The 25,288-nt window shown below is 71.1% G+C and carries 16 protein-coding genes; 11 read left to right on the top strand and 5 right to left on the bottom strand.

From position 1 onward, the window contains the following. The first annotated feature begins 24 nt into the window (after positions 1-24). The 4 genes from AB0J16_RS19935 (at position 25) to AB0J16_RS19920 (ending at position 4,811) form a co-directional block, all read left to right on the top strand. Entirely contained in the window at positions 25-198 is a 174-nt protein-coding gene (locus tag AB0J16_RS19935) for a winged helix-turn-helix transcriptional regulator (protein ID WP_358541201.1), read from the top strand. A 129-nt stretch (positions 199-327) separates the two neighbouring features. After that, positions 328-804, top strand: coding sequence for a hypothetical protein (locus AB0J16_RS19930; RefSeq protein ID WP_358541198.1), 477 nt, complete (start codon positions 328-330; stop codon positions 802-804). An 81-nt stretch (positions 805-885) separates the two neighbouring features. Next, positions 886-3,753, top strand: coding sequence for an AAA family ATPase (locus AB0J16_RS19925; protein WP_358541195.1), 2,868 nt, complete (start codon positions 886-888; stop codon positions 3,751-3,753). A 116-nt stretch (positions 3,754-3,869) separates the two neighbouring features. Then, complete coding sequence (locus tag AB0J16_RS19920) at positions 3,870-4,811, top strand: hypothetical protein (protein ID WP_358541192.1); 942 nt, start codon at positions 3,870-3,872, stop codon at positions 4,809-4,811. A gap of 52 nt (positions 4,812-4,863) precedes the next feature. Here AB0J16_RS19920 and AB0J16_RS19915 read toward each other — a convergent pair whose 3' ends face one another. Then, a complete protein-coding gene (locus AB0J16_RS19915; RefSeq protein ID WP_358541189.1) occupies positions 4,864-8,832 on the bottom strand; it encodes a S8 family serine peptidase in 3,969 nt (1,322 codons plus the stop codon). Positions 8,833-8,980: 148 nt separating this feature from the next. Between AB0J16_RS19915 and AB0J16_RS19910 the strand changes: the two genes are divergently transcribed. Together AB0J16_RS19910 and AB0J16_RS19905 are read left to right on the top strand one after the other, a co-directional pair. Then, positions 8,981-9,967, top strand: a complete 987-nt coding sequence (locus AB0J16_RS19910) for a LuxR C-terminal-related transcriptional regulator (RefSeq protein WP_358541186.1) — start codon at positions 8,981-8,983, stop codon at positions 9,965-9,967. After that, entirely contained in the window at positions 9,954-10,985 is a 1,032-nt protein-coding gene (locus tag AB0J16_RS19905) for a LuxR C-terminal-related transcriptional regulator (protein ID WP_358541183.1), read from the top strand. Before AB0J16_RS19910 ends, AB0J16_RS19905 begins: the two co-directional genes overlap by 14 nt. Positions 10,986-10,988: 3 nt before the next feature. On the opposite strand, the gene AB0J16_RS19900 is transcribed toward AB0J16_RS19905, so the two are convergent. After that, entirely contained in the window at positions 10,989-11,531 is a 543-nt protein-coding gene (locus AB0J16_RS19900) for an isochorismatase family cysteine hydrolase (protein ID WP_358541180.1), read from the bottom strand. Positions 11,532-11,617: 86 nt separating this feature from the next. On the opposite strand from AB0J16_RS19900, the gene AB0J16_RS19895 reads away from it, so the two are divergent. Next, a complete protein-coding gene (locus AB0J16_RS19895) occupies positions 11,618-12,091 on the top strand; it encodes a hemerythrin domain-containing protein (RefSeq protein ID WP_358541177.1) in 474 nt (157 codons plus the stop codon). On the opposite strand, the gene AB0J16_RS19890 is transcribed toward AB0J16_RS19895, so the two are convergent. After that, positions 12,072-12,950 carry a LysR family transcriptional regulator gene (locus AB0J16_RS19890; protein WP_358541174.1) on the bottom strand — a complete coding sequence of 293 codons (879 nt, stop codon included), beginning with the start codon at positions 12,948-12,950 and terminating at the stop codon, positions 12,072-12,074. The genes AB0J16_RS19895 and AB0J16_RS19890 overlap by 20 nt on opposite strands. Positions 12,951-13,030: 80 nt before the next feature. Between AB0J16_RS19890 and AB0J16_RS19885 the strand changes: the two genes are divergently transcribed. Together AB0J16_RS19885 and AB0J16_RS19880 are read left to right on the top strand one after the other, a co-directional pair. Next, positions 13,031-14,233 carry an MFS transporter gene (locus tag AB0J16_RS19885; RefSeq protein WP_358541171.1) on the top strand — a complete coding sequence of 401 codons (1,203 nt, stop codon included), beginning with the start codon at positions 13,031-13,033 and terminating at the stop codon, positions 14,231-14,233. Beyond that, on the top strand, positions 14,224-15,006 hold the full coding sequence (locus AB0J16_RS19880) for an alpha/beta fold hydrolase (RefSeq protein WP_358541168.1): 783 nt from the start codon (positions 14,224-14,226) through the stop codon (positions 15,004-15,006). Before AB0J16_RS19885 ends, AB0J16_RS19880 begins: the two co-directional genes overlap by 10 nt. On the opposite strand, the gene AB0J16_RS19875 is transcribed toward AB0J16_RS19880, so the two are convergent. Then, positions 14,993-15,478: an RDD family protein gene (locus AB0J16_RS19875; RefSeq protein WP_358541165.1), complete on the bottom strand. Its 486-nt coding sequence runs from the start codon at positions 15,476-15,478 to the stop codon at positions 14,993-14,995. The two genes, AB0J16_RS19880 and AB0J16_RS19875, sit on opposite strands and share 14 nt — an antisense overlap. Before the next feature lie 110 nt (positions 15,479-15,588). Between AB0J16_RS19875 and AB0J16_RS19870 the strand changes: the two genes are divergently transcribed. Further along, on the top strand, positions 15,589-16,242 hold the full coding sequence (locus tag AB0J16_RS19870; protein WP_358541163.1) for a TetR/AcrR family transcriptional regulator: 654 nt from the start codon (positions 15,589-15,591) through the stop codon (positions 16,240-16,242). Positions 16,243-16,401: 159 nt separating this feature from the next. Here the strand turns inward: AB0J16_RS19870 and AB0J16_RS19865 are convergent, their stop codons facing one another. Further along, positions 16,402-22,665: an RHS repeat-associated core domain-containing protein gene (locus AB0J16_RS19865; protein ID WP_358541160.1), complete on the bottom strand. Its 6,264-nt coding sequence runs from the start codon at positions 22,663-22,665 to the stop codon at positions 16,402-16,404. A gap of 512 nt (positions 22,666-23,177) precedes the next feature. Here AB0J16_RS19865 and AB0J16_RS19860 point away from each other — a divergent pair. Further along, the gene (locus AB0J16_RS19860) at positions 23,178-25,256 is read left to right on the top strand and encodes an alpha-galactosidase (RefSeq protein ID WP_358541157.1); all 2,079 of its coding nucleotides are present in this window, start codon (positions 23,178-23,180) and stop codon (positions 25,254-25,256) included. Positions 25,257-25,288 lie beyond the last annotated feature (32 nt).

The following is a 25,288-nucleotide window of genomic DNA, read 5'->3' as shown; positions in this document are numbered from 1 at the left end:
GTCGAGCGCGGCCTTGGCGGTCGCGTGCGGGTGCGGGTGCGCACCGTCACGCCCTCCACTCCGCCGCAGGTCAGCTACACGCTGACCGACCTCGGCCAGGGGATCACCGAGCCCCTTCAGGTGCTGTCCGACTGGATCCGGGATCACGCGAACGCCATCCTCGCCGCCCAGGCAGCCCACGAGGGGCAAGGCGGCTGAGCCGGCTCTGACATCACGCCCGTGCATGGCCCGATACCCACCGTTAATCCCTAGATCCTAGACCGATAACCAAGTTTCGGGCATGCTTGTCGAGATCATCAGTAAAGTGGCCTATGAAGGGACAATCAGGTGAGAATGCCGACAAAGGCGGCAATCTTTACGGCGGCACTCTGCCTCAGCGGTGTCATAGCGAGCCCGGCGAACGCCGCCGCGGCGGCGAGCCCGGAGAGCATCTGCGGCTCCGGCTACGCGCGCATCACCGGCGGTACGCAGCCGGTCAAGACCTCGAGCGGCCGCCGGTACGGCACGGTCTACCTGCTCTACAACCGCGGCAACGGCTACAACTGCGTGGTCACGATCAAGTCGAGCTTCGTCGGCACCAAGACCCCGGTCAGCGCCGAGCTCACGATCATGGCCAAGCCGATCAAGGACACGAAGCAGAGCCCGATCGTGCGCTCCGACCGCGGCAACTTCAAGTCCTACGCGGGTCCGGTGAAGTACTGGGCGCAGGGCAGGTGCGTGAAGTTCTGGGGCTCGATCAAGCCGCTCGGCCACGACCCGGCGGTCGCCAGTGGGGGCCGTGCGAAGTGGGGCAACTGCGGATAACGTCCGCGATGGCGCCTCCGTCTTACTCCTGGCTTGTCGAGGTTCCATACTGACTCCCTGACTTGATCGTCGGGAGGTCAGATGTTGTACGGACGTGGGGCCGAGCAGGGTGAGATCGACGCGCTGCTCGAAGCCGCAAGGGCCGGACGCAGCGGCGCGGTCGTCGTCAAGGGCGAGACCGGCATCGGCAAGTCGGCGCTCCTCGGCTACGCCGCCGGGCGGGCCGCCGGCTGGCCGGTGCTGCGCACGCTGGGGGTGGAGTCGGAGACCGAGCTGCCGTTCGCCGCTCTCCATCTGCTCCTGCGGCCGGTGCTCGGGCATGCCGAACGGCTGCCGCCCGGCCAGGCGGCGGCGTTGCGCGGTGCGATCGGGGCGGCACCCGCCGAGGTGGCCGACCGGTTTCTCGTCGGACTGGCCGCGCTCACGCTGCTGTCCGACCTCGCGGGCGACGGGCCGATCCTGTGCCTGGTCGACGACGCGCAGTGGCTCGACGACGCCTCCGCCGACGCGCTGCTGTTCGCGGCCAGGCGGCTCGACGCTGAAGGCGTGGTCATGCTGTTCGCCCTCCGGGACGGCGCGGCCACCCCGCGCCCTGGGGCGATGGCCACTCCCGGGGTGGCCGAGCTGCGGCTGGGCAGGCTGGAGGCGGCGGTGGCCGAGGAGTTCCTGGCCGATCGGGCTCGCGATCTGGCGCCGCAGGTGCGGCGCCGGGTCCTCGACGAGGCGGCGGGCAATCCGCTGGCGCTGATCGAGTTCGCCGCCGTACTGACCCCTGAGCAGCGGGCGGGGCGGTTGAGCCCACTTCCGTTCGCGGGCGAGTCGGGGCCGCTGTCGCACCGGGTGCGGACCACGTTCGAGGCTTACATCGATCGTTTCCCCGAGCCGGCCAGGGCGGCGCTGCTCGTCGCGGCGGCCGACGACACCGGGGATCTGGACCTGATCCTGCGGGCCGCCGCCCGTCTCGGCGCGACGGTCGCGGACTTGGCGGTGGCCGAACGCGAGGAACTGATCGAGCTCTCGGCGGCCGGGCTGTCGTTCCGGCACCCGCTGATCAGGAGCGCGGCCTACCGTGGCGCGCCGTACTTCCGCCGGGTCGCGGCCCACCTGGCGCTGGCGGAGTCGCTGAGCGAGCAGACAGGCAGGTGTCTGGGCGACCCCATGGGCAGACCCCTGGCCGGCCGGACGACCGCATCCCTGGGCGATCGGGCGGCCGAGTCTCTCGATAGTCAGGCGCGGGCCGATCGGCGGGCCTGGCATCGGGCCGCCGCCGCGACCGGCCCGGACGAGAGGGTCGCCGGGGAACTGGAGCGCGCCGCCTTACGGGCGCGCGACCGGCAGGGCACGGCCGCCGCGTCCGTGGCGTTCGAGCGGGCCGCCGATCTCACCGCCGACACCGCCCGCACGGCGCGCAGGCTGATCGCGGCGGCGGAGCTGGCGGTCCAGGCGGGTCAGCTGAAGCGGGCCGCCGGGCTGGCCGACCGGGCGGCGCCGCTCGCCACGACACTCGCTACGACCCCGGCCGAGCTCGCCTGCCTCGTCCAGGTACGTGCCTGCGTGGAGGTGGAGCAGGGCTCGCCGAGCGCGGCGGGCCGGATCCTGGCCGAGGGCGCGGAGCACGTACGGACCGCCGACCCCGCGCTCGCGGCCCGCATGCTGGCCGAGGCCATCCATTACGCCTCCTTCGCCGCCGACCCCGAGCTCGCCCACGACGCCGACCACCGACTCAGCGCGCTCGCGCTACCGCTCCCAAAAGGGCCGCAACCGCCACAGCCAGACGAACCGCGGCCGCTACCCCAAAGGCCCGGGGTGCTCGCCGCCGGAATGGCGGTCATGGCGCGGCTCGTGGAGGGCCAGGCCGTGATGGACCTCTCCCCCATCCGCGCGGCCGCCCGGCTGGCGCGCGACTCCCCCGACCTGCTGCCCCTCGCCGCCTCCCTGAGCATCGTCTCGGGTGACGAGGTCACGGCCCACGGGCTGGCCGAGTCGCTGGTCGCCCGCTGCCGCGAGCACGGGCTGATCGGCCTGCTCCCCCAGGCGCTGGCGCTGTTCGCGCAGGCCCAGATGCTGCGCGGCAGGCACCGCGAGGCGTCGGCCGCCGCGTCCGAGGCGCTGACCGTCGCCTCCGACATCCACCAGGCCCATCGGGCCGGCCACGTGTACGGGCTGCTGGCCTGGCTGGCCGCGGTCAGCGGTGCGGAGGAGCGCTGTCTGGAGCTGGCCGCGAAGGCGGACGGCGACGTCGAGGCCACCAGGGCGCTGGCCGCCTGGGCGCTCGGTCTGTCCCAGCTGGGCCAGGGCAGGGCCGGGGCCGCTCTCGACCACCTCCGGACGGCGGGCGACCGCCATCCCGTGGTCGCGCTCTGCGCGGCGCCCGATCTGGTCGAGGCGGCGGTCCGCGCCGGGCGGGCGGATCTGGCGGAGGGGGCGGCGGCCAGGTTCGCGGGCTGGGCGGCCGTCGTGGAGCGCCCCTGGGCGAACGCGGTCGCCGCCCGGCTCAGGGGGCTGCTGGCCGAGGGCGACGAGGCGGGCAGGCACTTCGCGCGGGCTGTGGCCGTACCCGCTGATCAGCCGTTCCAGCAGGCGCGCAACGAGTTGCTGTACGGCGAGTGGCTCAGGCGCGCGCATCGCCGTTCGGACGCGCGGCGGCGGCTGCGCGCCGCCTTCGAGGCGTTCGACGCGCTCGGCGCCGCGCCGTGGGCCCGCCGCGCCCACGGCGAGCTGGAGGCGGCCGGCGAGGCCGCCGTGTCCAGGAGCGGCGGCCTGCTCGACCGGCTGACGCCGCAAGAGCGTCAGGTGGTACGGCTGGCGGCGGCCGGGCTGTCCAATCGGCAGATCGGCGCGCGGCTGTTCCTCAGCCCGCGTACGGTGGGACATCATTTGTACAAAGCGTTTCCCAAGCTCGGTGTGGCTTCCCGAGCCCAGCTCGGCGACCTCGACCTAGGTGAGTGACCGCGGCTACTTAGTCGCGAGCCCGTATGACCGGTCAGGCGCCGCGCGCCGACCGATTCGCGGATGATCGCCCGCGCTTTACCGTGCTTCCGACCTCACGGAAACGGAGCGCGTGGATGCACAGATTAGTCAGATCCGGCTTATCCCTGCCCCTGGTCGGGGTCCTGGTCGCGGCCGCCCTCATGGCCACGGCACCGGCCGCCTCCGCCGCGCCCGCGCGCCAGGACGGGCAGCGGGTCACCCTCCTGGTCCACGGCTTCGACCGTGAGGCCGACACCAACTGCGCCAGCAGCTGGAAGGACGCCAAGAACCTGCTGAACGCCAATGGCTGGGGCGAGGTCCGTACGTTCGGCTACTACAACAAGGCCACCAACTGCGACATCAGATATCAGGGCACCACCGACTCCCGCATCCAGGAGATCGGCCGCCAGTTCGCGTGGACCGTCTACTACTTCTATTCCAGCCATGACACGGCGATCGACGTCGTGGCGCACTCCATGGGCGGTCTGGTCGCCAAGGCCGCGATCGAGGGCGTCAACAGGTACGGCGTGGGCAAGACGCCGCCCGATCTGAGCGGGCTGAATGTCGATCTGAACAACATCGGCGCGGCCGGGTGGCCCAGCGGCTGGCCTCCGTACCTGTACATCGAGGACATGGTCACGCTCTCCACGCCGCACCAGGGCATCGGCAGCGCGCTGGTGACCGCGTGCGCCATCACCCACGAGCAGTGCAGCGACATGCGTCCGGGCAGCGGCTTCCTGAGCTGGCTGTCGAAGCAGCCACTCTCCCAGATGGGCACGGACTACACCTTCCTCGCTTCGAGCCACGACGACACGGTCAGCGTCGATTCGGCGACCAACAAGCGCACTGCCCATCATTGGGCGGTCTATGACAAGAACGCGGACGGCGGGACGCTGAGCCACACCGCCATGCGGACGACCTCGACCGGCGCGTGGCAGGCGTCGTGGGGCGGGCAGCGGAGTGACGCGGGGTCGGGTTCGTACCCCGCGCCGCTCCTTCAGACCATGGACGGCCTGTACAACCAGCAAAGCGAGTAGCAAAACACGCGAAAACGGATCGGCACGCCCGGCGTGCCGATCCGTTTTCGCGTTACTTCAGGCCGTAGGCCCGGGTGATCGTCTGGTCGACGGTGTTGCCCTCGGCGTCCACGCCCTGGGCGCGGATGCCCACGGTGCCGTTGGTGGCCGACAGGGCGGGGTGGGCGATGATGGCGGTGTAGGAGGTGGCGTTCTTCTTGGCGGTGGTGACGGGCTTCCAGTGGGCACCGTCGTCGTAGGTGACCCAGAGCTTCAGGCTGCCGAGGCGTGCGTCGGGCACGTCGTAGGAGCCCTGGTAGCCGGTGACCGTGATCTTGTGCGGCCTGGCCGCCGCGGTCGTGTTGTCCAGGTCGAGGTCCAGGTCGTAGCGGAGGTTGAGCCGGCGGACCGGCTCGCACGGGGCGAGGGTGCTGGCGAAGAACCAGCCGACGCACAGGCCGTCGCTGGGCGTCCGCATCCCGTCGGTCGGGCGCTTGGACTTGAACGTCCACTCCGTCGCCACGTCGGTGGCGTACTTCTGCAGCGGCTGCGGGGTGTGGAACTTGTCGGTGAGGCGATAGCGGGCCTCGCCCTCCGGCAGCTCGAACCTCGGCATCTGGATCAGGACCGGGCCGCTGGTGCCCGATTCGACCATGGGGATCTCCTGGCCGTCACGGTAGAGATGCAGCTCGTCCTTGCCGCCGCGCTCCTCGTAGAAGCGCGCGTTCCAGGTGAACGCCTCCTGGTGGTTCGGCTCCGGGCCCAGGATCGGCAGGGCCGCCACGAAGGTGTCGCCGTTGCGGCAGGGGAAGCACGTGGTGTTCCCGGCGGAGCGGGTCAGGTCGGAGAACACCGGGTTGCCGGGCACGCGCGGCTGGGCGCCCCACTCCTCGGTCTTCCCACCGGCCGTCGGGTAGACGTCCACGGCGGTCGCCCACATTCCGGAGCTCTGGCCGGAGGCGTCGCCTTCGGGGTAGGTCAGCTGGGTCTCGCGGGTCCACGACACGTCCCGCGAGACCGGCCCGACATACTCGGTCACGGTGCTCTGCGCGGGCCAGGAGGAGCCGAACCGCGGACCGAGCAGCCAGCCGGGGTGGGTCACCACGGTCGCCGACCAGGAGATGGAGGCGAGGGCGGGCCGGTCGGCGTGCAGGCGGTTCTTGATCTCGTACAGGTTGCGCCTGCCGAGCTCGTAGTCGAGCTTGGCCGGGACGCGCAGGCGCTCGTGGAGGAGCAGCGAGTAGATGTACGGCGTGGCGGTGACGCCCTCGGCCTGGATGCTCACCGGCCGCCTGGCCAGCAGCGCGGCCAGCGCGCGGCCTTCGCCGGCGGGCAGGCTCATCGTCGGGATGGGGTAGATCGGCCAGTACTTCGCCAGATCGAGGAAGGGCCGGTTGACCGCCCCGTAGCCGAGCACCCCGGCGGCGCCGGCGTCGGCCGCGGCCTTGACCCGGTCGAGCGCGTCGCCCGTGCAGCCGGTGGCCGGGCACAGGTCGGACAGGTCGAGCAGGACGAGCTTGCCGCGTACACCGGCGCCGGCGAGGTCGGCCGCCTGGCCGCGGCCCCCGGACACCAGGGTGAGCGTGCTGCGGCCGTTCAGCTTGGGAACGTCCTCCGCCAGGCTCTGGTAGCGGGGACTCAGGGTGAGCTTGTCGGCCTTCATGCTGATCACGGGGGCGCCGCGCAGGATCTGTCCCGCGACGTCGAAGGTGCCCTGGGTGATCGAGCGGGTGGGCAGCAGCCAGTAGTTGTGCAGCCCGTAGGTGGGGTAGGCGGACTCGAAGCGGACGGACCCGACACCGTTGGCCGCCTCACGCTCGGAGGCGTACTGGGAGTTGTAGACCTCTGTGGGGTCCGGGGTCTTCTGGGTGACCTGGCGGGCCTTGCGCATGTCGAGGGTGATCGTGGTGTCCTTGGTGGCCTCGAACTCCGGCTGCGACGGCAGGCCGATGTTCCACTGCCCGTCGCTGCCACGCCAGCTGATGCCGGAGTTCGCGCTGTAGGTGCCCGCGTACACCTTCGTCTCGGTCTCGGTGCCGCTGCCGGGGTACCACTCGACGTCGAGGTCGTCGCGGTCGTCGGTACGCAGGATCGCCCAGGGGATGCCCTGCACGTCGGTCGCGCCGTCGGGCAGCACCATCCGGGTCTTGATGGTGACCTTCTTGGGCTCGACGAACGCGCCGACGGCCGTGTTGACGCTCACGCCGCTCGCGTCGGTGGCGTGCACGAAGCCCTCGTACCAGGTATCCGGTCCCGACGGGTCGAAGGTGACGGCGACGGGCGCGGTGCCGTGCGCGGGGACGGTGACCGTGTCGTGGTCCAGGGTGAGCGTACGCGCGGGCGCGGTGCCCTTGTGGGCCTTGAGCCCGGTCTTGAGCGTCAGCGTCACCGGCTGGTCGCCGTCGTTGGTGTAGGTGAGCGTCTTGGTGACGGGAGCGGTGTGGGGGTAGGCCATGAGGCCGAAGTCGATGCCGCCCGAGGCGGTGACCGCCTGCTTCACGGCGCGCGCCACGTCCACCCGGCCCGCGCCCTGCTCGTAGGAGCCGTAGCCGTCGTCGCGGGCGGTGCTGGTGAGCGCGTTCTTGAGCTGGGCGCCGGTCCAGTCGGGGTGCTTCTGGGCCAGGAGCGCGGCCGCGCCCGCGACGTGCGGGGTGGCCATCGAGGTGCCCGACGCGCCGGTGTAGCGGTCGTTCACGGGGGTGCCCATCGTGGTGCCCGCGGCCCGCGCGGCCACGATGCCGACGCCGGGGGCGGCGATGTCCGGCTTGAGGCTGTAGTCGGCCAGCACCGGGCCTCTGCTGGAGAACTCGGCGAGCTTCTCCGACCCGTCCACCGCGGCGACGGTCAGCGCCGACGGCGCCGAGCCCGGCGAGGCGATCTTCCGGTTGAGGTAGTCGTTGCCCGCCGCGATGACGAACAGCGACCTCGACTGGGCGCTGAGGTTCTCGACCGCCTGGCTCATCGGGTCGGGCCCGGTGTAGCAGCAGCCGCCGAGGCTCATGCTGATCACTCTGGCCTGCTGGCCGACCGCCCACTCCATGCCGGCGATGATGTCCGACTCGGCGCCGTTGCCGCTCTTGTCGATGACCTTGCCGATGAGCAGCGACGCCTTGGGCGCGACGCCGGTGTACTTGCCGTCGGAGGCGGCGCCGTCGCCCGCGATCGTGGAGGCGACGTGGGTGCCGTGCCCGTGGCCGTCCTGGACGTCCGCCTCGTCGGTGAAGTTCGCGCTGGCCGCGACGCGGCCGGCGAGGTCGGGGTGGCCGAGGTCGATGCCGGTGTCGAGGACCGCGACCTTGACGCCCTCGCCCTTCAGCCCGGCGGCCCACGCCTCCGGCGCGCCGATCTGCGGCACGCTCTTGTCGAGTACGGCCTGCACCTTGCGGTCGAGCCAGATGGCCGAGACGCCCTTGCCGAGCTTGGCCGTGGCGTTCTTGTCCGCCGCGGGGGGATCGAGCGCGGTCCAGAACTGCTGGACCGCCTGCTTGTCCACCCGGATCGCCGCGCCGCCCACGCTGGGCAGCCCGCGCGGCGCGGAGGTGGCGGGCAGGGCGTCGGCCTGCGCCGACAGGGTGTTGGCCGGCTGCTTGGCCGGACCGTACTGGACGATCAGCGGCAGGCCGGCGCTGTCCTTGTCGGTGTAGCCGTTCTTGGCCAGGTAGGCGACGTCGAACAGGCCCTTGTCCATGCGGCCCGACGACACCAGGTCCATCACGTCGGAGGGGAAGACGTAGTAGGAGTCCCGGTCGCGGACGGAGATGAAGTTCACCGGGGCGCCGTCGGGCCGCTTGGCGGGGGTGACCTGGTGGCGCGGGGTACCGCCGGGGCCGGTGTCGTAGGCGACCACGTCACCGGTGATCAGCGTGATCTTCGGCGCGTCCTTGGCCGGTGTTCCGGACGACTCGACGGCGGCGACGGTCTGGCCGGAAAGGGCGGGTGCGGGGGTGGCCGAAGCCGGCGGCTCTACGGCCATGCCGGTCGTCAGCACCAGCCCCAGCGCTAAAAGCCCGATGGACGGCTTGCGCCATCGTGGACGAGTCATGGTTCTCCTCGCGGGATAGCAGGCATGATCGACTCTCCCGAACCATGACATGTCAAGAAATATCCTGAAAAGGTGACTCGTCGTCCTTTTCCCGCCAATGACGGGAAAAGGACGGCCAGGAAGCGGGGTTTTGAGTGATCATGTTGGGATGCTGCGCATCCTCGGCCTGTCAGCGGCGGAGCAGGCCCTCTACGAGGCTCTGGTCGAGCACTCCCCCGTCACCCTCGAAGAGCTGGACGAGCTCGCCGGCACTCCCGGCCTGGCCGTCGGGCTGGAGGAGCTGGGGCTGATCGCCCGCCTGCCCGAGGACCCGCCCCGGTTCGTCGTCGTACCGCCGGAGATGGGGCTGGACGCGCTCATCCGCGAGCGGGCCCGCGCCCTGGCCGACGCCCGGCTGCGGGTGGCCCAGCTGTCCACGCGCTATCACCTCACCACGCCCGCCCAGGAGTCGGGCGGGCTGGTGGAGGTGGTGATCGGGCGGGAGGCGGTGTTGCGCCGGTTCGAGCAGCTGCAGCGCGGCACCCGGCGGGAGATCCGGATGTTCGACGCGCCGCCGTACGCGGGCGAGGTGGGCGGCAACACCCAGGAGTTCGACCTGCTCAGCCGCGGCGTGGACTACCGGGTGGTCTACGACCGGCGGGCCATCGAGATGCGCGGCACGCTGAAGACCATCGTGGACTACATCGCCGCGGGCGAGCAGGTGCGCGTCGGCGACGTGCCGATGAAGCTGGTGCTCAGCGACTACCCCATGGCCCTGGTGCCGCTCCGGCATGATCTGCAGATGGTCGAGTCGGCCCTGGTCGTGTACGACTCGACGCTGCTCGACGCCCTGGCGGCGCTGTTCGAGATGTACTGGGAACGCGCCGTGCCCCTGCACGTCAGCCATGGGCGCGCCCGGCTGCCGGAGACCAGGAGCCCGACCGACGCTCAGCGCGACCTGCTGGCCCGGCTGGTGGCCGGGCAGACGGACAAGGCCATCGCGGCCCACCTCGGCTGGAGCGACCGCACGGTACGCCGTCACGTGCACGCCATGATGATCCAGCTGGACGCCCAGACTCGCTTCCAGGCCGGTTACCAGGCCGTCCTGCGCGGCTGGCTGGCCGATGAGAAGGGCGTACAAGATGAGCCGGAATGACCGGGACGGCGTCGGCGCGCTCGGCGCGGCCGGGCTAACCCCGGACGAGGAGGCGGTGTACGAGCTGCTGATCGACGGCTCGCCGGCCACCACCGCCCGGATCGCCTCGCTCGGCGCGCCGGCCGGGCTCCGCCCAGACCAGTTGCCCGCCGTGCTCGCCGCGCTGGAGGCCAAGGGGCTGGTCACCCGGTCCGGCGCCCACTACGCCGCCGTGGCTCCTGAGGCCGCGCTCGACGTGCTCCTGGTCACCGCGGAGCGGGAGCTGCTGCGCGCCCGCGAGCGCGCGGGCGAACTCGACCAGGCCTTCCAGCGCCGCCGGGCGGCCGGGGAGACGCCGCCGGCGGTCGTCGAGGTCGTGACCGGGCAGCGGGCGGTCCAGCAGCGGCACGCCCAGATCCAGCGGGCCGCCTGGCACCAGCTGCGCTGCTTGTCCAAGCCGCCCTACTTCGACCCGCCGGGCAGCGTGGCGGCCCAGCGCGAGCTGCTGGACCGGGGCGTCACGAGCCGCATGATCTACGAGCGGGGGTTCGTCGACCGGATCGGGGCGCTGCGCCAGATCGAGACGATGGTCGGGGCGGGCCAGCAGGCGCGGGTGCTGCCCAGCCTGCCCATGAAGCTCTACCTCATGGACGACCGCTTCGCCCTGCTGCTGTTACGGCACCACCCGGAGGACCCCGACGCCGACGCCGCCCTGGTGGTCCACCCGTCCGGGCTGCTGGAGGCGCTGAGCCGGCTGTTCGAAGGGCTGTGGCAGCGGGCGCTGCCGCTGCGCCTGCGGCCTCCGGCGCCCGGCGCGGCGCCGCCCGCGCGAGCGCGCGCCTCGGCGGACGACGACGAGCGGCTGATCGCGCTCCTGGTGGCCGGGCTGACCGACGAGGCCATCGCCCGGCAGCTCGGCGTCGGCTACCGTACGGCGGAGCGGCGCATCGCGAACCTGATGAGCAGGCTCGGCGCCCACACCCGCTTCCAGGCGGGCGTCCAGGCCGCCTTCCGCCACCCTCCGCCGCCGGAGGAGTGAGGCTCACCGGTCCAGGCACTCGGCCGAGAGGGCGAGGCGGGCGGACATGTTGCGCTCCATCATGCGCAGGGCCGCCTCGCCGAGGTCGTGGTGGATGGCGGCCACGCAGTCGGGCGGCACCCTCAGGGCGTAGTGACGTACGTAGGCGTCCAGCGCGCTGTAGAGCACGCACTGCTCGGTCACCTGCCCGGCCAAAACGACGGTGTCGACCTCGCTGCGGCCCAGCAGGTACTCCAGCGAGGTGCCGTAGAAGGCGCTGTGGCGGACCTTGGGCAGGAACGCGCAGTCCGGCGGCGGCAGGATCGGCTCCACCAGGTCCGGGCGGCGGCCGTTGAGGGCCTGGGCCTCGATCTCCCGCCGATCCCGAGTGAAGTCGCCGTAGTTGTCGTTGACGTACACCAGCTCGACCTCGTCGCGGGAACGCGCCCGCGCCACCAGCTTCGCCATCGGTTCGATGATCTTCGCTACGTTGCGGCACAGAGGTTCGGCGTCGTCGTGCTCGTACGGATTCAGCATGTCGATGATGACCAGCGCGGTTCTTGCCATTCCTGCTTACTGTCCACGACGTGCGGTTTTAGCCGACCGGCCCCGGGCAGACGCCAGCAGCCGGACGAGGGAACGAAGGAGATCCGATGGACGCCATCGTGCTGCTGAAGGACGACCACAAGACGGTCGAAGGGCTGTTCAAGAAGTTCGAGCAGGCCGGAGAGCGGGCCTACGCCGAGAAGCGCCGCCTCGTGGACCAGATCACCAAGGAGCTGGTCACGCACGCCTACATCGAGGAGGAGTACTTCTACCCGGCCGCCCGCGCCAAGGTGCCGGAGACCAGCGACCACGTGCTGGAGAGCGTCGAGGAGCACCACGTCGTGGTGTGGCTGCTGTCGGAGCTGAAGGACCTCGACCCGAAGGACGAGCACTTCAAAGCGAAGGTCACGGTGCTCATCGAAAACGTCCGGCACCACGTCGAGGAGGAGGAGAAGGACTGGTTCCCGCAGGTCCGTGCCGCGATGGGGCGCAAGGAGCTGCGGGAGCTCGGCGAGCGCATGGAAGCCGCCAAGGCCGAGGCCCCCGCCGAGCCGCTCGCCGTCAAGAGCGCCTCGCAGTAGTTGTCACGTGGTCCACGAACAGGGCCGCGGCCGCGGTCGGGGCAGGTAGCGGGTTCCAGGCCAGACCGATGGGGCGGTGCTGGGCCGGGACGAGCGGACGGTAGGTCGGGTCGTCGTGTTCCAGCGAGGCGGGCAGCGGCAGGACGCCCACGCCGAGCCCGGCGCCGATGAGGCCGCGTACGGTGGCGATCTCCTCGCTCTCGAACGCGATGACCGGCTCGAACCCGGCCTCCTCGCACAGCCGGTCGATCACCCGGCGCAGGTCCGTCGTCGGGGCGAAGGCGACGAACGGCTCGTCGCATACGTCGGCGAGCGTCAGCCCCGGAACGGCGGCGAGCGGGTGCTCGACGGGCAGGGCGAGGCAGAGCCGCTGCTCACGTAGCGGGTGCCAGCGCGCGGGGTTGCCCTCCGGCGGCGGGGTGACCAGGGCGGCGTCGATGTCGCCCTGGGCCAGCCAGGTGAACAGCTCCCTGGCGAAGCCCTGGTGCAGCTCGAAGCGGATGCCGGGCGCGCCCGCCCGCAGGTCGCGCAGGATCTCCGGCACCAGCCAGCGGCCCACCGAGTGCAGGAAGCCCAGCCGGATCAGGCCGGTGTCCGGGTTGGTCAGGGCGTCGATGCGGCGGCGCGCGCCCTGAAGCTCGTCCACGGCGCGGGCGGCGTGCTCGCGGAACAGCAGGCCGAACCGGTTGAGCGCGAGCCGGCGCCCATGCCGGTGGAACAGCTCGACCCCCAGGTCGGCCTCCAGCCGGGCGAGCGCCCGCGACAGCGTGGACTGGTTGATCCCCTCCATCGCCGCGGTGTCGCGCATGTTCTCCGTGTCACACAGCGTCAGAAACCAGCGCAGGGTCTGCAGCTCCATCCTGCGATGATGCCCCTTTTACATCAGCTCCGGCAAATTATGCATTTTGCGCATCAGCCCTGAGCGGGCACGCTCGACGGGTGCTCTCGACTCGCGTGTCAGGGGATCGCGCCTCCCTCCGGATCAGATACGGGCTGATGTTCGGCGGCCTGGCCAACTTCCTCGCGCTCTACTACGTCCAGCCGTTGCTGCCCGGCGTCGCCGACCACTTCGGGGTCTCCGCCTCGGAGTCGACGGCGGTGCTGTCGCTGGCCACGATCACGATGGCGGTCGCGCTGCTGTTCGTCGGCCCGATCTCCGACGTGGTGGGCCGGGTGGTGATCATGCGGTGGTCGCTGACCGGCTGCGCCGTCCTGGGCATCGCCACCGCGTTCGCGCCCACCTGGCACTCACTGCTCATCCTGCGCGGGCTGCAGGGCGTCGCGCTGGCCGGGCTGCCCGCCGTGGCGCTCGCCTACCTGCGTGAGGAGATGCCAGAAGGATCCCACGTACGGGCCAACGCCACCTACATCACCGGCACGGCCCTCGGCGGGGCGGCGGGGCGGTTGCTGCCCGGCCCTGTTCAGGCGGTGTGGGGCTGGAGCGGTGCCAGCGCCGTCGTGGGGGTCGTCACGCTGCTCTGCGCCATCGGCCTGTGGGTCCTGCTGCCGCCGTCGCGGCACTTCGAACGCTCCAGCCCGCGGCTGGGCGACCTGCTGCGCAACACCGCGCTCACGCTGCGGGACCCGTCCCTGGTGGCGCTGTGCCTGGTCGGCGCGGCCACGATGGGGGCGTTCGTCGGGCTGTGCAACGCGCTGACCTTCCGCCTGGAGGCGGCGCCCTATCTGCTGGGCGGCGCGGGCGCGCTGGTGTTCCTGGCCTATCCGGTGGGCGTGCCGGGGCCACTGGCCGCCGGGCGGCTGGCACTGCGGCGCGGGCTCGGCCTGGCCGCCCTGCTCGGTGTCGCGCTCCTGGTGACCGGTACGCTGCTCACCGCCGCACCCCAACTCCCCGCCATCGTGATCGGACTGGCCCTGGTGACCTTCGCCTTCCTCGGTACGCACTCCCTGGTCAGCGGCTGGGTCTCCGACCGCGCCCACCGGGTCGGCGTCGGCGTGGGCCAGGCCGCGGGGCTGTACCTGCTGGCCTACTACGCCGGCAGCTCGGTCTTCGGCTCGCTGGCCGCCTACCGGTGGGAGACCGGCGGCTGGACGAGCGTGATCACCGTCTCCGTCGGTCTGCTCGTCGGCGCCGGATTCCTGCTGGACCTGGCCCGCCGCTTCGACACCCGATCATGCCGGTAGCCGTCACCGGGGACGGCGTCGCCGTCTCCTACCAGATCCGCGGCCGGGGCGAGCCCCTCGTCCTGCTGGCCGGGCAGGCCAACGATCACCACTGGTGGGACGGCGTCAGGGACGACTTCGAGGACCGCCACACCACCGTCACCCTCGACTACCGCGGCACCGGGGACAGCGACAAGCCCGACGTCCCCTACACCACCCGCGGCTTCGCGGCCGACGTGGTCGCCGTCCTCGACCACCTGGGCGCCGACCGGGCCCACGTGTACGGCACGTCGATGGGCGGGCGCGTGGCCCAGTGGCTGGCCGCCGACCACCCGCACCGGGTGGGGTCGCTGATCCTCGGCTGCACCTCGCCGGGCGGCACGCACGGCCTCGAACGGGACAACACCGTGAAGAGGTCGCTGGCCCAACCCGACCGGCAGGCGGCGCGGCGGGCGCTGCTGGAGCTGATGTACACCCCGGCCTGGCTGGCCACCCACCCCGGCCCGTACACCACCATCGGCGATCCCGGCATGCCCGCCTTCGCCCGGCGGCGGCACCTGGCCGCCAGCGCGGGGCACGACGCCTGGGACGCGCTGCCCGGCATCACCGCGCCCACGCTGATCGTCCACGGCACCGACGACGTCTTCAACCCGGCGGCCAACGCGCCCCTGCTCGCGGGCCGCATCCCCGGCGCGACGCTCCGTCTCATCCCCGGCGCCAGGCACGCCTACTTCGAGGAGTTCCGCGAGGTCGCGGGCCCGGCGGTCCTGGACTTCCTGATCAGTCGATCATGACCACCGTGTTGGCGGCCAGGTCGTGCAGGGCGTGCTTGCGCCGGGTGAACATGATCCAGACGAGGTCGATCACGGTCAGGCCCACCGCGACGAAGAACCCGGACATCAGCGCGCGCCCCGCCGCCATGGCCGGGGTGAGCCGGGCACCGTTCTCCCGCACCACGCGGATGGCGAACGCCTTCTTGCCGACGGTCTGCCCGTTCCAGTAGCCGACCAGCAGCCAGTGATAGGCGTACCACGCGAGCGCCCCGGCGATCAGCCAGCGCCAGTCCAGGTGGAAGACGAAGTCGGCGAAGTCCTTCGCCGGGTCCATCGGCTCGAAGACCCCGGCCCGCGCCAGGAGGGGCCGGGTAAGCAAGACCAGGAGGACGGCATCGAAGAGACCGGCGAGTAGCCGCCGCCAGCGTCCCGCGATCAGCTCCTGCGCGAGATGGCCGTAGGGCGGGCCGTCGCGCCACACTGACTCGGACATGGATTCACTCCGGTTAATTGAGTAGTGGTCTCTCCGAGGGGCGTTCCATCGCGTTCCACGGACCGGGGGCATGCCAGAATCGAGGTGCCGAGACGTACCCGAGAGGACGAATGACCATCCCCGCCGACCGAAACGCCGAGCCCGCCGCCGGACGGACGGCCGTGGTGAGCCGGACGGGCCCCAAGCGCAGCGAGAGCATCCGGCTCGCGGTGCTCAACGCCGCCGACGATCTCCTGGTCGAGCGGGGGTTCAACGGGGTGACCATCGAGGGCATCGCCGCCCGGGCCGGGGTCGCCAAGCAGACCGTCTACCGATGGTGGAAGTCAAAAGTCGACATCCTCCTCGACACCCTGGCCGACGACGCCCGCGACGCGCTGGCCTGGCCGGGTGGCGAGGTGGACGCTGAGGAGGACGCCGAGGAGGAGCTGAAAGCGCAGCTCCACCGGATCGCCGGGTTCTTCCAGGAGCCGGCGGGCCAGGTCCTGCGGGCGCTGCTCGGCCACGCCCAGACCGACCAGGCCACCGCTGAGGCGCTGCGCGAGAAGTTCCTGCGTGAGCAGCGCGAACGCGACCTGCGGGGGCTGCGCGCCGTGCTCGAACGTCACACCGGCCGCGCGATGGCCGAGCCCGCCGTGGACACCCTGTTGAGCGTGCTGCTCGGCCCGCTCTACTATCAGGCGCTCGTCCACGGCGGCCCGCCCGGCCCCGAGCTTCTGGACGCCACGGCCCGGCACGTCCTCGACCTCGCCCTCGCCACGCCCTGAAGCCACGCTCTGAAGCCACGCTCTGAAGCCACGCTCTGAAGCCACGCTCTGAAGCCACGCTCTGAAGCCACGCTCTGAAGACGGCTATGTGCGCTCAGCGCGCTAAGTCGGCGCGGGGCCCCGGGCCCCGCGCCGGTCAGATCAGACGCGCCGGTCGGATCAGAACAGTCCTCCGAAGAAGTCGTCAAGGCCGCTCTGGTCGAAGTAACGGATGAAACGACCCGTGGTGTCGCTGATGGTGCCCGTCTTCGTCTGGGGCGGCTCCTGCTCCAGCGGCTTGTAGTCCTGTCTCATGCCCTGGCCCGAATTCGAGGGCGGGACCAGGTTGGGCGGCGGTTCCCCGTCCGGATACATCTTCCCGTTGCGGAACACCGAGACGGACTGGGTCGGCTGCGCCACGCCGTTGTTGCCGTAGACCTGTCCCGGCCGCACGGCGGCCGAGCGGGTCGCCTTGGGCGGCGACTGCCGCTGCGCCGCCCGGTGGCTGGTCGGTCTCCTGGCGGGACGTGGGCGTGTCGATTGTCTGACCGGGAGCCTGGTCACCCGCCCGTTGGTCACCTTCTTCACGTGTCTCCTGGTCTGTCTCGCGACCTTCTTGGCCTGCCGTGCGGCCTTCGCGGCTCTGCGCTTGCGGGCCTGTTCGGCGGCCTTCTTGCGCATCTCCTCCGCCTTCTTCTTGGCCTCCTCCGCCTTCTTCCGCCTTTGCAGTTCCTTCGCCTTCTTCTTGGCCTTCGCCGCGGCCTCTCTCGCTTCCTTCAGCGCCTTTCTCTTCTTGGCCAGTGCCTCCTTCAACTTCCTGGCCGCTTTGGCAAGGGCCCGCATCAGGGCCCGGCGGGCGGCGATCGCCCGTCTCAGCGCCTGCTGGGCAAGCTTTCTGGCCAGCGCCCGCGCCGCGAGCCTGGCGATGACGGCGGCGGCGATCCAGACCCACTGCCCGTCGGGGTCGCTCATGGTGACGGGGCTGTTGTTGGCGTAGGCGTAGGCGTTGAACTGCTGCGGGTCCTCCTCGTCGATGACGGGGTCGACGGACAGGAACCGCCCGTTCCTGGCGTCGTACTCGCGGGCTCCGAGCTGGACCAGCCCGATCGAGTGATCCTGGACGCCGCCGACGAATCCGCGCTGGCCTGGCCACCACGGTGGCGGGCTGCCGCGGTCCTCGCCGAACGGCGTCATCCTCCGGACGGCGACCTCACCGTTGGCGGCGTTGACGGCGGCCTGCGCGGTGCCCTGGTGGTCGGAGGCCAGGAAGTAGACATTGTCGTCGGGGGTGCGCACCGCCACCGGCTCGCCGTTGATGGTGTAGTAGCGGGTGCACTCGACAACGTCCTTGGCGTTGTCCAGGCGCAGCTCCATGTCGTCGATGTAGAGCGTCGAGTCCGTCGGCGTCTTGCGCAGGAGCCGGTCGCCGTCGGCGTCGTAGACGAACGAGGTGGTCTTGCCCGCCTCCGTCACCGACTCGAGGTTGCCCTCGGCGTCCCAGACGAGGGTCTGGTCGGCGGTTCCGACCTTGCGCCTGGTGGTGTTGCCCGTCTCGTCGTAGGCGAAGGTGTCGGCTCCCACCGACTGGAGGGCGTGCGGCTGCTTCTCACCCGGCTTGGGGTAGGTGGAGGTGCGGACCGACTCGGGCGCGCCGCCCCAGGCGTGCTTGGTCTCCTTGATCCGGTTGCCCGTGACGTCGTAGGCGTAGCTGGTCGCGTACGGGGCCACGCCGCCGATCTTGTCCGACTGCGGGGTGCCGCTCGCGCAGTCGTCGGTGGCCGTCCACGCCGAGGTCAGGCGGCGCAGGTAGTCGTAGGTGAAGCACTGGGTGTCCGGCGACTGCCCGCCCGCCCTGTCGGCGATCTTGGTGATGTTGCCGGCCGGGTCGTAGGTGTAGTTGAGATCCAGATCGCTCTCCGGGGCGTTCTCGCGGTCGAGTCGCGTCCGGGTCAGCCGCTGGGTGACCTCGTCGTGGGTGAAGGTGAGCCAGCTCTTCTTGCCGCCGGCGCTCAGCTCGTACTGAAGAGTCTCGCCCATCTTGGAGTAACGGGCGGCCGTGACGTACGACGACAGACCGGCGACCTTGGTCGGCTGGCTCAGCTCGTCGTAGGTGTAGACGACCGACTCCTCGTCCAGCCCGCCCGCGGCCGGGAAGCTGACCGACTGGACCTGGTCGTCGAGGGTGTAGCGGGTGTTGAGCACGTACGAACCGGCCAGCTTCCCTTCCCGCTCCGGGACGGTGACGGTCTCCCGCAGAGCGCGGTACTCGGCGTCGATCGCGTTGATCTCCGCCTTGTACGCCTGCCCGCCGACGTAACGGATGCCGGCGTTCTGGTGCCCCTTGGCCAGTTCGTCGTACTTCCACTCCGCGAGCAGCGGGCCGTCCCTGGAGCCCTCGTGGGTGGCCACCTTGCGGCCCAGCACGTCGTAGTCGTAGGCCAGGGTCTTGCCGCGCGCGTCGGTGGAGGTGAGCATCTCGTCGGCGTCGTTGTAGGTGAAGGTGGTGACGCCCTTGTCCGGATCCTCGGTCTTGATCTCCCGTCCGCGCAGGTCGTAGGTGTGGCGCCAGACGTTGCCGGCGGCGTCGGTCACGGTGGACAGCCGGCCCGCGTTGTCGTAGGCGTACTTGGTGGCGTCGTACTCGCCGGTCGGCGTGCCGCCCTTGTACTGCCGCAGCTCGATGAGCCGGTCGTCGGCGTCGCCGATGCGGGTGACGGCGGTGCCGCCGGGCGGAGGCGTGATGTGCACCCGGTCGCCCTCCTGCGTGACACCGGCCCGCCACTTCTCCACGCCCTTGGCCCGCAGGACCTGGGCGCGCACGTCACCGGCGCCGTCGTACAGGTAGCCCATCTGGGTGGGCACGTCCGTGTCGGCCACCCCGAGCAGGTCGGTGGACGGCTCGCCCGGACTGAAGTAGCCGCTGTTGTTCTTGGCCACCTCACCGAAGGAGTTGTAGAAGGTGTCGGTGATCGTGCGCCCGTCGCGCAGCGCCGGGTCCTGCGTCTGGTCGTCGCGCGGGGCGGGCTCCTGGGTCTGCCGGTCGCGCAGCAGGCCGTCGTACAGCTCGTAGCTGGTGGTGTAGCCGCCGTCGCCGCGCAGCGTCTTGGTGGTGACGACGTTCGGGCCGTCGGTGCGGGTCAGGTAGGAGTACTCGGTGTTGGGCGACTGGCCCGCCGCCTTGCTCCGGTCGGCCTGCCACACCTTGACCAGGCGGCCCAGCGCGTCGTGCTCCATGTCGGTGCGCCGGTCGTTGGCGTCGATCTCGGCCACCGGCTCGCCCCAGGCCGGTTCGAGGAAGGTACGCTCCATGTGCCCGAGCGGGTTGGTCTCCCTGACCTCGGTCGCCGGGGCGCCGGAGGCCGGCGAGTAGGTGGTGGTGACCTTGGTGCCGACCGCGTCGGTCTCGCTGGTCGTGCGCCCGTAGGTGTCGTAGGTCAGGACGGAGTTGGTGATGGTCGTGCCATCTCCGGACGTCTGCTGGATGGTGGTGACGTCGCCCTTGACCGGCCCCTGGCCGTAGGGCTTGCCGTCGTACTGCACCCGCTCGTCGGAGATCACGTCACCGGCGGCCAGCTTGGCCACTGCGGCGCCGCAGCCGGCGGCGACCTTCTGGATCCTGCTGGTGTAGTCGAGCATCCAGGCCGCGCTGTTGCGGGCGTAGGTGAAGCGTGTGCACTGGTCGTCGTCGGAGGTGTCCAGGTCGCCCTGTTCGTCCACCTGGGTGAGCAGGCCGTGCTCGTCGAAGGCGCGGGTCTCGCCGACGCGCCGCCACTTGCCGCCCGCCAGTGTCTCGCGGTTGACCATCGACTTCTTCTCGACGATGTACGCGGTCTTGGTGACACCGTCCTGGCTGGACTGGGCGGTCTTCAGCGACCACGGCTCCTCCGCCGTCGCCGAAAGGATCGCGCCGCCGTCGCCGTCGTAGAGGATCTCCTCCCGTTGGATGGCGGCGTACTGGTCGAGGTCGTCCAGCTTGCCGCCCTCGGAGTCCACCACCTGCACGTCGCGCTTGGACCCGTCGGCCAGGCGGTCGCCGTCCATGCCACGGAAGTACCTGAGCTCGGTGAGTGTGCGCTTGCCGTCCTGGCCGTCGCCCTCGCGGACGCGCACCCGGCCGAACCCGCGCCAGTCCGACCAGGTGCGGTGCGCGGGCTTGACCAGGATGTTGTCGGCGTAGCGCCAGGCGGCCCCGTCGAGGTACTCGTAGTCGGTGACCACCGGCGGCGAACCAGCGACCCGGTCCACCTCGAGGGTCTGCTTGACGACGTACTTGTGGAACCAGTCGGTGACTTCGCCCTCGTCCGGCGGTGCCCACCGTTGCGGGAAGCAGAGCCGGGTGTTCTTGTCGGCGGCCGGCAGGTCGCCCGGCTTGCAGTCGGCTGGGGCGTAGTTGATCCGGAGCTCGCCGCCGCTCTCGTTGTTCACCGCCTGGACCCGCCACTTGACCAGCGGCGCGCGGCCCTCGGTGGCGTCCACCCTGTTGGGCAGCTGGACACCGATGAACGTGATCTTCGGCAGCGTGATCGTGCCGCCCACGTGGCCGCTCTGCTGGATCGAGGCCAGCCACAGCGACGGGCTGAGGCCGTCACCGGTGGCGGGGAACTGGTGCGCCAGCACCCAGGAGTCCACCGCACAGTACTGCGCGCCCGAGCACTTGGCGGCGTCGGTGTTGACCACCTGCGTGGTGACCTTCGCCAGCCGCTTGCGGCTGAAGAACGTCGGCGCGAGCCGGTCGGTACACTTCTGGCCTGAGCCGCAGATCTGGTCGAAGGGGACGTCCGGCCAGTGGCTCGCCGTCTCCTTCTTGAGCTGGTCGGCGGCGCAGGTGACGGTCCCGCCGGGGACGCACCGCTCGGCCACGTCGAAGGCCACGCGGGCCGCGGGCGCCTTGGTGAACAGCTCGTTGCGCAGGTAGCCGTAGTCGATCCGGGTGAGATAGCCGCCGCGCACGTACTCCGTGCCCAGCTCTGGCTTCATGTTGCGGCCGTAGAAGTTCTTCTCCGCCTCGTACCAGTAGGTGATGGCGTTTCCGTGGGTGTCGACCTCCAGGTCGAGGTTCCACCGGTACGCCTGCTGGCACCAGGCGTTGGCCGGGGTGCTGGAGTAGCAGGGCTCGCCGCTGTTGTTGCCGAACACCGGATTCGTCCAGGTGGACTTCGTCTCCGGCTTGCCCGACGCCCAGCCGGGCAGGCGGTTGAGCCCAAAGCTGTACTGGGTGCCGTCGGCGGTGGTGACGCGCCAGTACTCACCGTTGTTGTCGCCGTTCACCGCTCCGGTGAGGTATTCGATCCGGGTGCCGTCGTCGCGCTTGGGCCGCCACTGCTTGGTCGTGGCGTCCTTGACCAGTTCCACGGACGAGTTGCCAAGAGACAGCGTGGCGTTCTCCTGGTCCCAGCACAGGTCGCCGGTCTTCTTGCCGTCGAGCATGCACGACTTGTAGCGCCGCTCGATGTAGCCGCCCGGGGTCAGCTCGAAGCCCTCGCCCACCCACGACGGCTGGTTGTTGGTGGCGGCGGTGCGGCCGTCCACGCTCTGCGAGGAGTAGGCGATCGACATCTCCGGCTCGTCACCACCCAGCGCCGGCGGCGCGCGCAGCTCGTAACTCCAGCTGAAGTCGCCCGACTGGGTGCCGACGCTCCAGTCTGCGGAGGGGGCCAGCGAGGTGGCGGAGTGGTCGCCGGACGAGCCCGACGGCGCGGCCGTCACCGCGTACAGTGCCGGCAGGTCGACGTCGGCGGACAGCTTGCCGGTCTTCGTGTCGTTGTCGCTGGGTACCGGCTCCGGCCGGGGACACCCGGCCGCGGCGGTCAGCGCGCATTCCGGCAGCCGCACCATGCGCAGCCTGGCGCCGTAGTCGCCGCCGAACGCGTAGCGGAACCCGGAGTAGTCGATCTCCAGACGGGTCTTCCCGTTCTTGGCCGCAAGGCCCTGCCCTGGCGAGACCCGCAGTGCGAGCCCGAGCAGACCCGTCGGCGCGGTGTCGAGCAGTTCGACGCGGACCCGATCAGGAGTGGCCGCCTCGACCTCAGCCGTCTTGGCCGTCTTGTCCGCGGTCGTGTTGGCCTCAGTCGTCTTGGCCGTCTTGTCCGTGGTCGTCTTGTCCGCGGTCGTGTTGGCCTCAGTCGTCTTGGCCGTCTTGTCCGTGGTCGTCTTGTCCGTGGTCGTCTTGGCCTCAGTCGTCTTGGCCGCCGACTTCGGCAGGGCGAGCCGCACCGGGAAGCCGGCGGTCAGGGTCTGCGTCTTGCCGGTCGCGTCCAGCTCGACGGCCTGCGGTTTCGGCCAGGAGACGCCGGGCGGGGCCTGCCACGCCTGTTTCGCCGCCTGATCGGGCGCCATGGGCCGCACCGGGACCGCCCGCCCGCGGACCGGGGTGTCGCTCTGCGTGGCCGGGGCCGAGCGCGGCGCGGCGCTCGCGGGCATCGCGTGCGTCAGCGGCACGACCATGATGACGGCCAGGATGGTCGCCAGCCGCCGCGGCCACGGCGACGGACGTGCTGGTTGTTGAAACCGATTCCAGTGAGATTCGGGCAGGTCTAACTCGGACGGTTCATCCATTGAGCTCACCCAATCTGCGGAACGAGTCGGGACTGGTGTGCGGCTATTGGGAAAATCTGTGGGGGGTTCAGCACGCCGTCGTGACGCGGGGTGAGCCGGAGGGTCGCCGTCCCGTCCTGGCCGGCCGCGATGGCCATGCGCCCGATTTCCATCTTCATCCGGTGCCGTCATGCGGCACCGGCACTCGGTCATCGCTTCGTCTACCAGGTCGAGGCCGACGTTAAGAGAATGATCTTCCGTTTTTCTTCCGCTCTTCTTCCGTTCCGGCTCCGCGAGCGAGAAGCTGCGATTTGTCGCCCGGCGCGCCGATTGCGGCACCTGCTCGCCGGTCGCTCAGCGCACCGTGCGAACCTCTTACACGAAAGCGGGCCCGGCGCCCGTCCGAGTGTGAGGAGCCCGACGTGTCCCCCGTGATCCTTTCCGCCGCAGGCACCTGTCTCGTCCTTGACGTCGCGGGCTCCGGCCTGCCGCGAGTGCGCCATTTCGGCGCAGACATCGGTGCGGTCGCCGAGGAGCACCTCCTGCCCGCGCTGGCCTCTCTGACGCCCGCGCCGCCGCTGGTGCCGCTCCAGGGCGACAGCTGGTACGGCCGGCCGGGCCTGTCAGGAGCCCGTACGTCCGCGCATCGGCCGGTCAGGTGGAGCCTCTACGGCCCGGTCGAGACGCGGGCCGTGCCCGGAGCGGGTGGCAGCGTGACCGTGACCGCGAGCGACGAACAGGCGGGGCTCCGGCTGGTGAGCGAGCTGGCCATGGACGCCAACGGCGTGGTCACGATGCGGCACGCGCTGACCAACACCGCCGCCGACCCGTACCGCGTGGAGGAGCTGACCTGCGCGTTGCCGCTGCCAGCGCGGGCGGATGAACTGCTCGACTTCACCGGGCGGTGGGCGCTGGAGAAGGTGCCGCAGCGCCGGCCGCTGGCCTACGGCGTCTGGTCGCGGGAGAACCGGCGCGGGCGCACCGGTCACGACGGCACGGGCCTGCTCGTGGCGGGAACGGGCGGGTTCGGGTTCCGGCACGGCGAGGTGTGGGCGGCGCACGCCGGATGGAGCGGTGACCACGTCCACTACGTCGAGCGGCTGCCGGAGGGCGTGACGCTGCTGGCGGCCGGTGAACTGCTCGCGCCCGGCGAGATCATCCTGGGCCAGGGCGAGACGTACGAGACGCCGCTGGTCTATTTCACCTGGTCGGATTCCGGGCTGGACCCGGCGGCCGGGCGGCTGCACGGTCACCTGCGCTCGCGCGGCCCGCGCCCGGCCCGCCCGGTCACCCTGAACAACTGGGAGGCCACCTACTTCGACCACGGCCTCGACCGGCTGCTGGCGCTGGCCGACCGGGCCGCGGAGGTGGGAATCGAGCGGTTCGTCCTGGACGACGGCTGGTTCCGGCACCGCCGCGACGACAAGGCCGGGCTCGGCGACTGGTACGTGGACGAGGGGGTGTGGCCCGACGGCCTGCACCCGCTGGCCGAGCACGTGCGCAAGCTCGGCATGCAGTTCGGGCTCTGGTTCGAGCCGGAGATGATCAATCTCGACTCCGACCTCGCCCGCGAGCACCCCGAATGGGTCCTCGGCCGCGCCGATCGGCTCCCGCCCCCGCAGCGCAACCAGCACGTGCTCGACCTGGCCCGGCCGGAGGTCTTCGACTACCTGCTGGACCGGATCGGCACGCTGGTGAGCGAGTACGAGCTGGACTACATCAAGTGGGACCACAACCGCGACATCGCCGAGCCCGTGCATGACGGCGTGGCGGGTGTGCACGCGCAGACCGTGGCCGCCTACCGGCTGATCGACGAGCTGCGCCGCCGCCATCCCGGGCTGGAGATCGAGTCGTGCTCGTCCGGCGGCGCGCGGATCGACTACGGCATCCTGGCCCGTACCGACCGGGTCTGGACCTCCGACAGCAACGACGCGCTCGACCGGCAGGCGATTCAGCGCTGGACCGGCCTGCTCGTGCCGCCGGAGCTGATGGGCAGCCACGTCGGCGCGCCCCGCGACCACGTCACCGGCCGGTCGCTGGCGCTGTCGTTCCGCTGCGCCACCGCGCTGTTCGGTCACATGGGCGTCGAGTGGGACCTGACGTCGGCGAGCGAGGCCGAACGCGAGGAGCTCGCGGAATGGATCGCCCTGCACAAGCGGCTGCGGCCGACGCTGCACGGCGGGACGGTGGTCCGCGCCGACCATCCCGACCCGGCGGTGCTGCTGCACGGCGTGGTCCGGGACGGGCACGCGGTGTTCGCCTGCGTCCAGCTCGCCTCCCGGGTGGCCATGGGCCCGGCCCCACTGCGCCTGCCCGGACTGGACCCCGAGGCCGTCTATGAGGTGCGGGTGGCCGGCCGCCTGCCCACGGGTGTCGGGCTGCCGGAGTGGACGGCGGCCCCGGTACGCCTGCAGGGCTCGGTCCTGGCCGAGATCGGTCTGCCGTCCCCGGCGCTGAAGCCCGCCACCGCGCTGGTCTTCGAGCTGGAGGAGGTGCGCTGACCCTCGCCCGCCACCGCGCTCGTCATGGCGCT

The sequence above is a fragment of the Nonomuraea sp. NPDC049750 genome, assembly GCF_040659625.1.
Lineage (GTDB): Bacteria > Actinomycetota > Actinomycetes > Streptosporangiales > Streptosporangiaceae > Nonomuraea.
This window is presented reverse-complemented; position numbering and strand designations above follow the sequence as displayed.

Bases quoted from the DNA above. Each gene is read 5' to 3' on its own strand.
- AB0J16_RS19925 (WP_358541195.1), top strand. From the start codon at position 886: ATGTTGTACGGACGTGGGGCCGAGCAGGGTGAGATCGACGCGCTGCTC.
- AB0J16_RS19920 (WP_358541192.1), top strand. From the start codon at position 3,870: ATGCACAGATTAGTCAGATCCGGCTTATCCCTGCCCCTGGTCGGGGTC.
- AB0J16_RS19915 (WP_358541189.1), bottom strand. From the start codon at position 8,832: ATGACTCGTCCACGATGGCGCAAGCCGTCCATCGGGCTTTTAGCGCTG.
- AB0J16_RS19910 (WP_358541186.1), top strand. From the start codon at position 8,981: ATGCTGCGCATCCTCGGCCTGTCAGCGGCGGAGCAGGCCCTCTACGAG.
- AB0J16_RS19905 (WP_358541183.1), top strand. From the start codon at position 9,954: ATGAGCCGGAATGACCGGGACGGCGTCGGCGCGCTCGGCGCGGCCGGG.
- AB0J16_RS19900 (WP_358541180.1), bottom strand. From the start codon at position 11,531: ATGGCAAGAACCGCGCTGGTCATCATCGACATGCTGAATCCGTACGAG.
- AB0J16_RS19895 (WP_358541177.1), top strand. From the start codon at position 11,618: ATGGACGCCATCGTGCTGCTGAAGGACGACCACAAGACGGTCGAAGGG.
- AB0J16_RS19890 (WP_358541174.1), bottom strand. From the start codon at position 12,950: ATGGAGCTGCAGACCCTGCGCTGGTTTCTGACGCTGTGTGACACGGAG.
- AB0J16_RS19880 (WP_358541168.1), top strand. From the start codon at position 14,224: ATGCCGGTAGCCGTCACCGGGGACGGCGTCGCCGTCTCCTACCAGATC.
- AB0J16_RS19875 (WP_358541165.1), bottom strand. From the start codon at position 15,478: ATGTCCGAGTCAGTGTGGCGCGACGGCCCGCCCTACGGCCATCTCGCG.
- AB0J16_RS19870 (WP_358541163.1), top strand. From the start codon at position 15,589: ATGACCATCCCCGCCGACCGAAACGCCGAGCCCGCCGCCGGACGGACG.
- AB0J16_RS19865 (WP_358541160.1), bottom strand. From the start codon at position 22,665: ATGGTCGTGCCGCTGACGCACGCGATGCCCGCGAGCGCCGCGCCGCGC.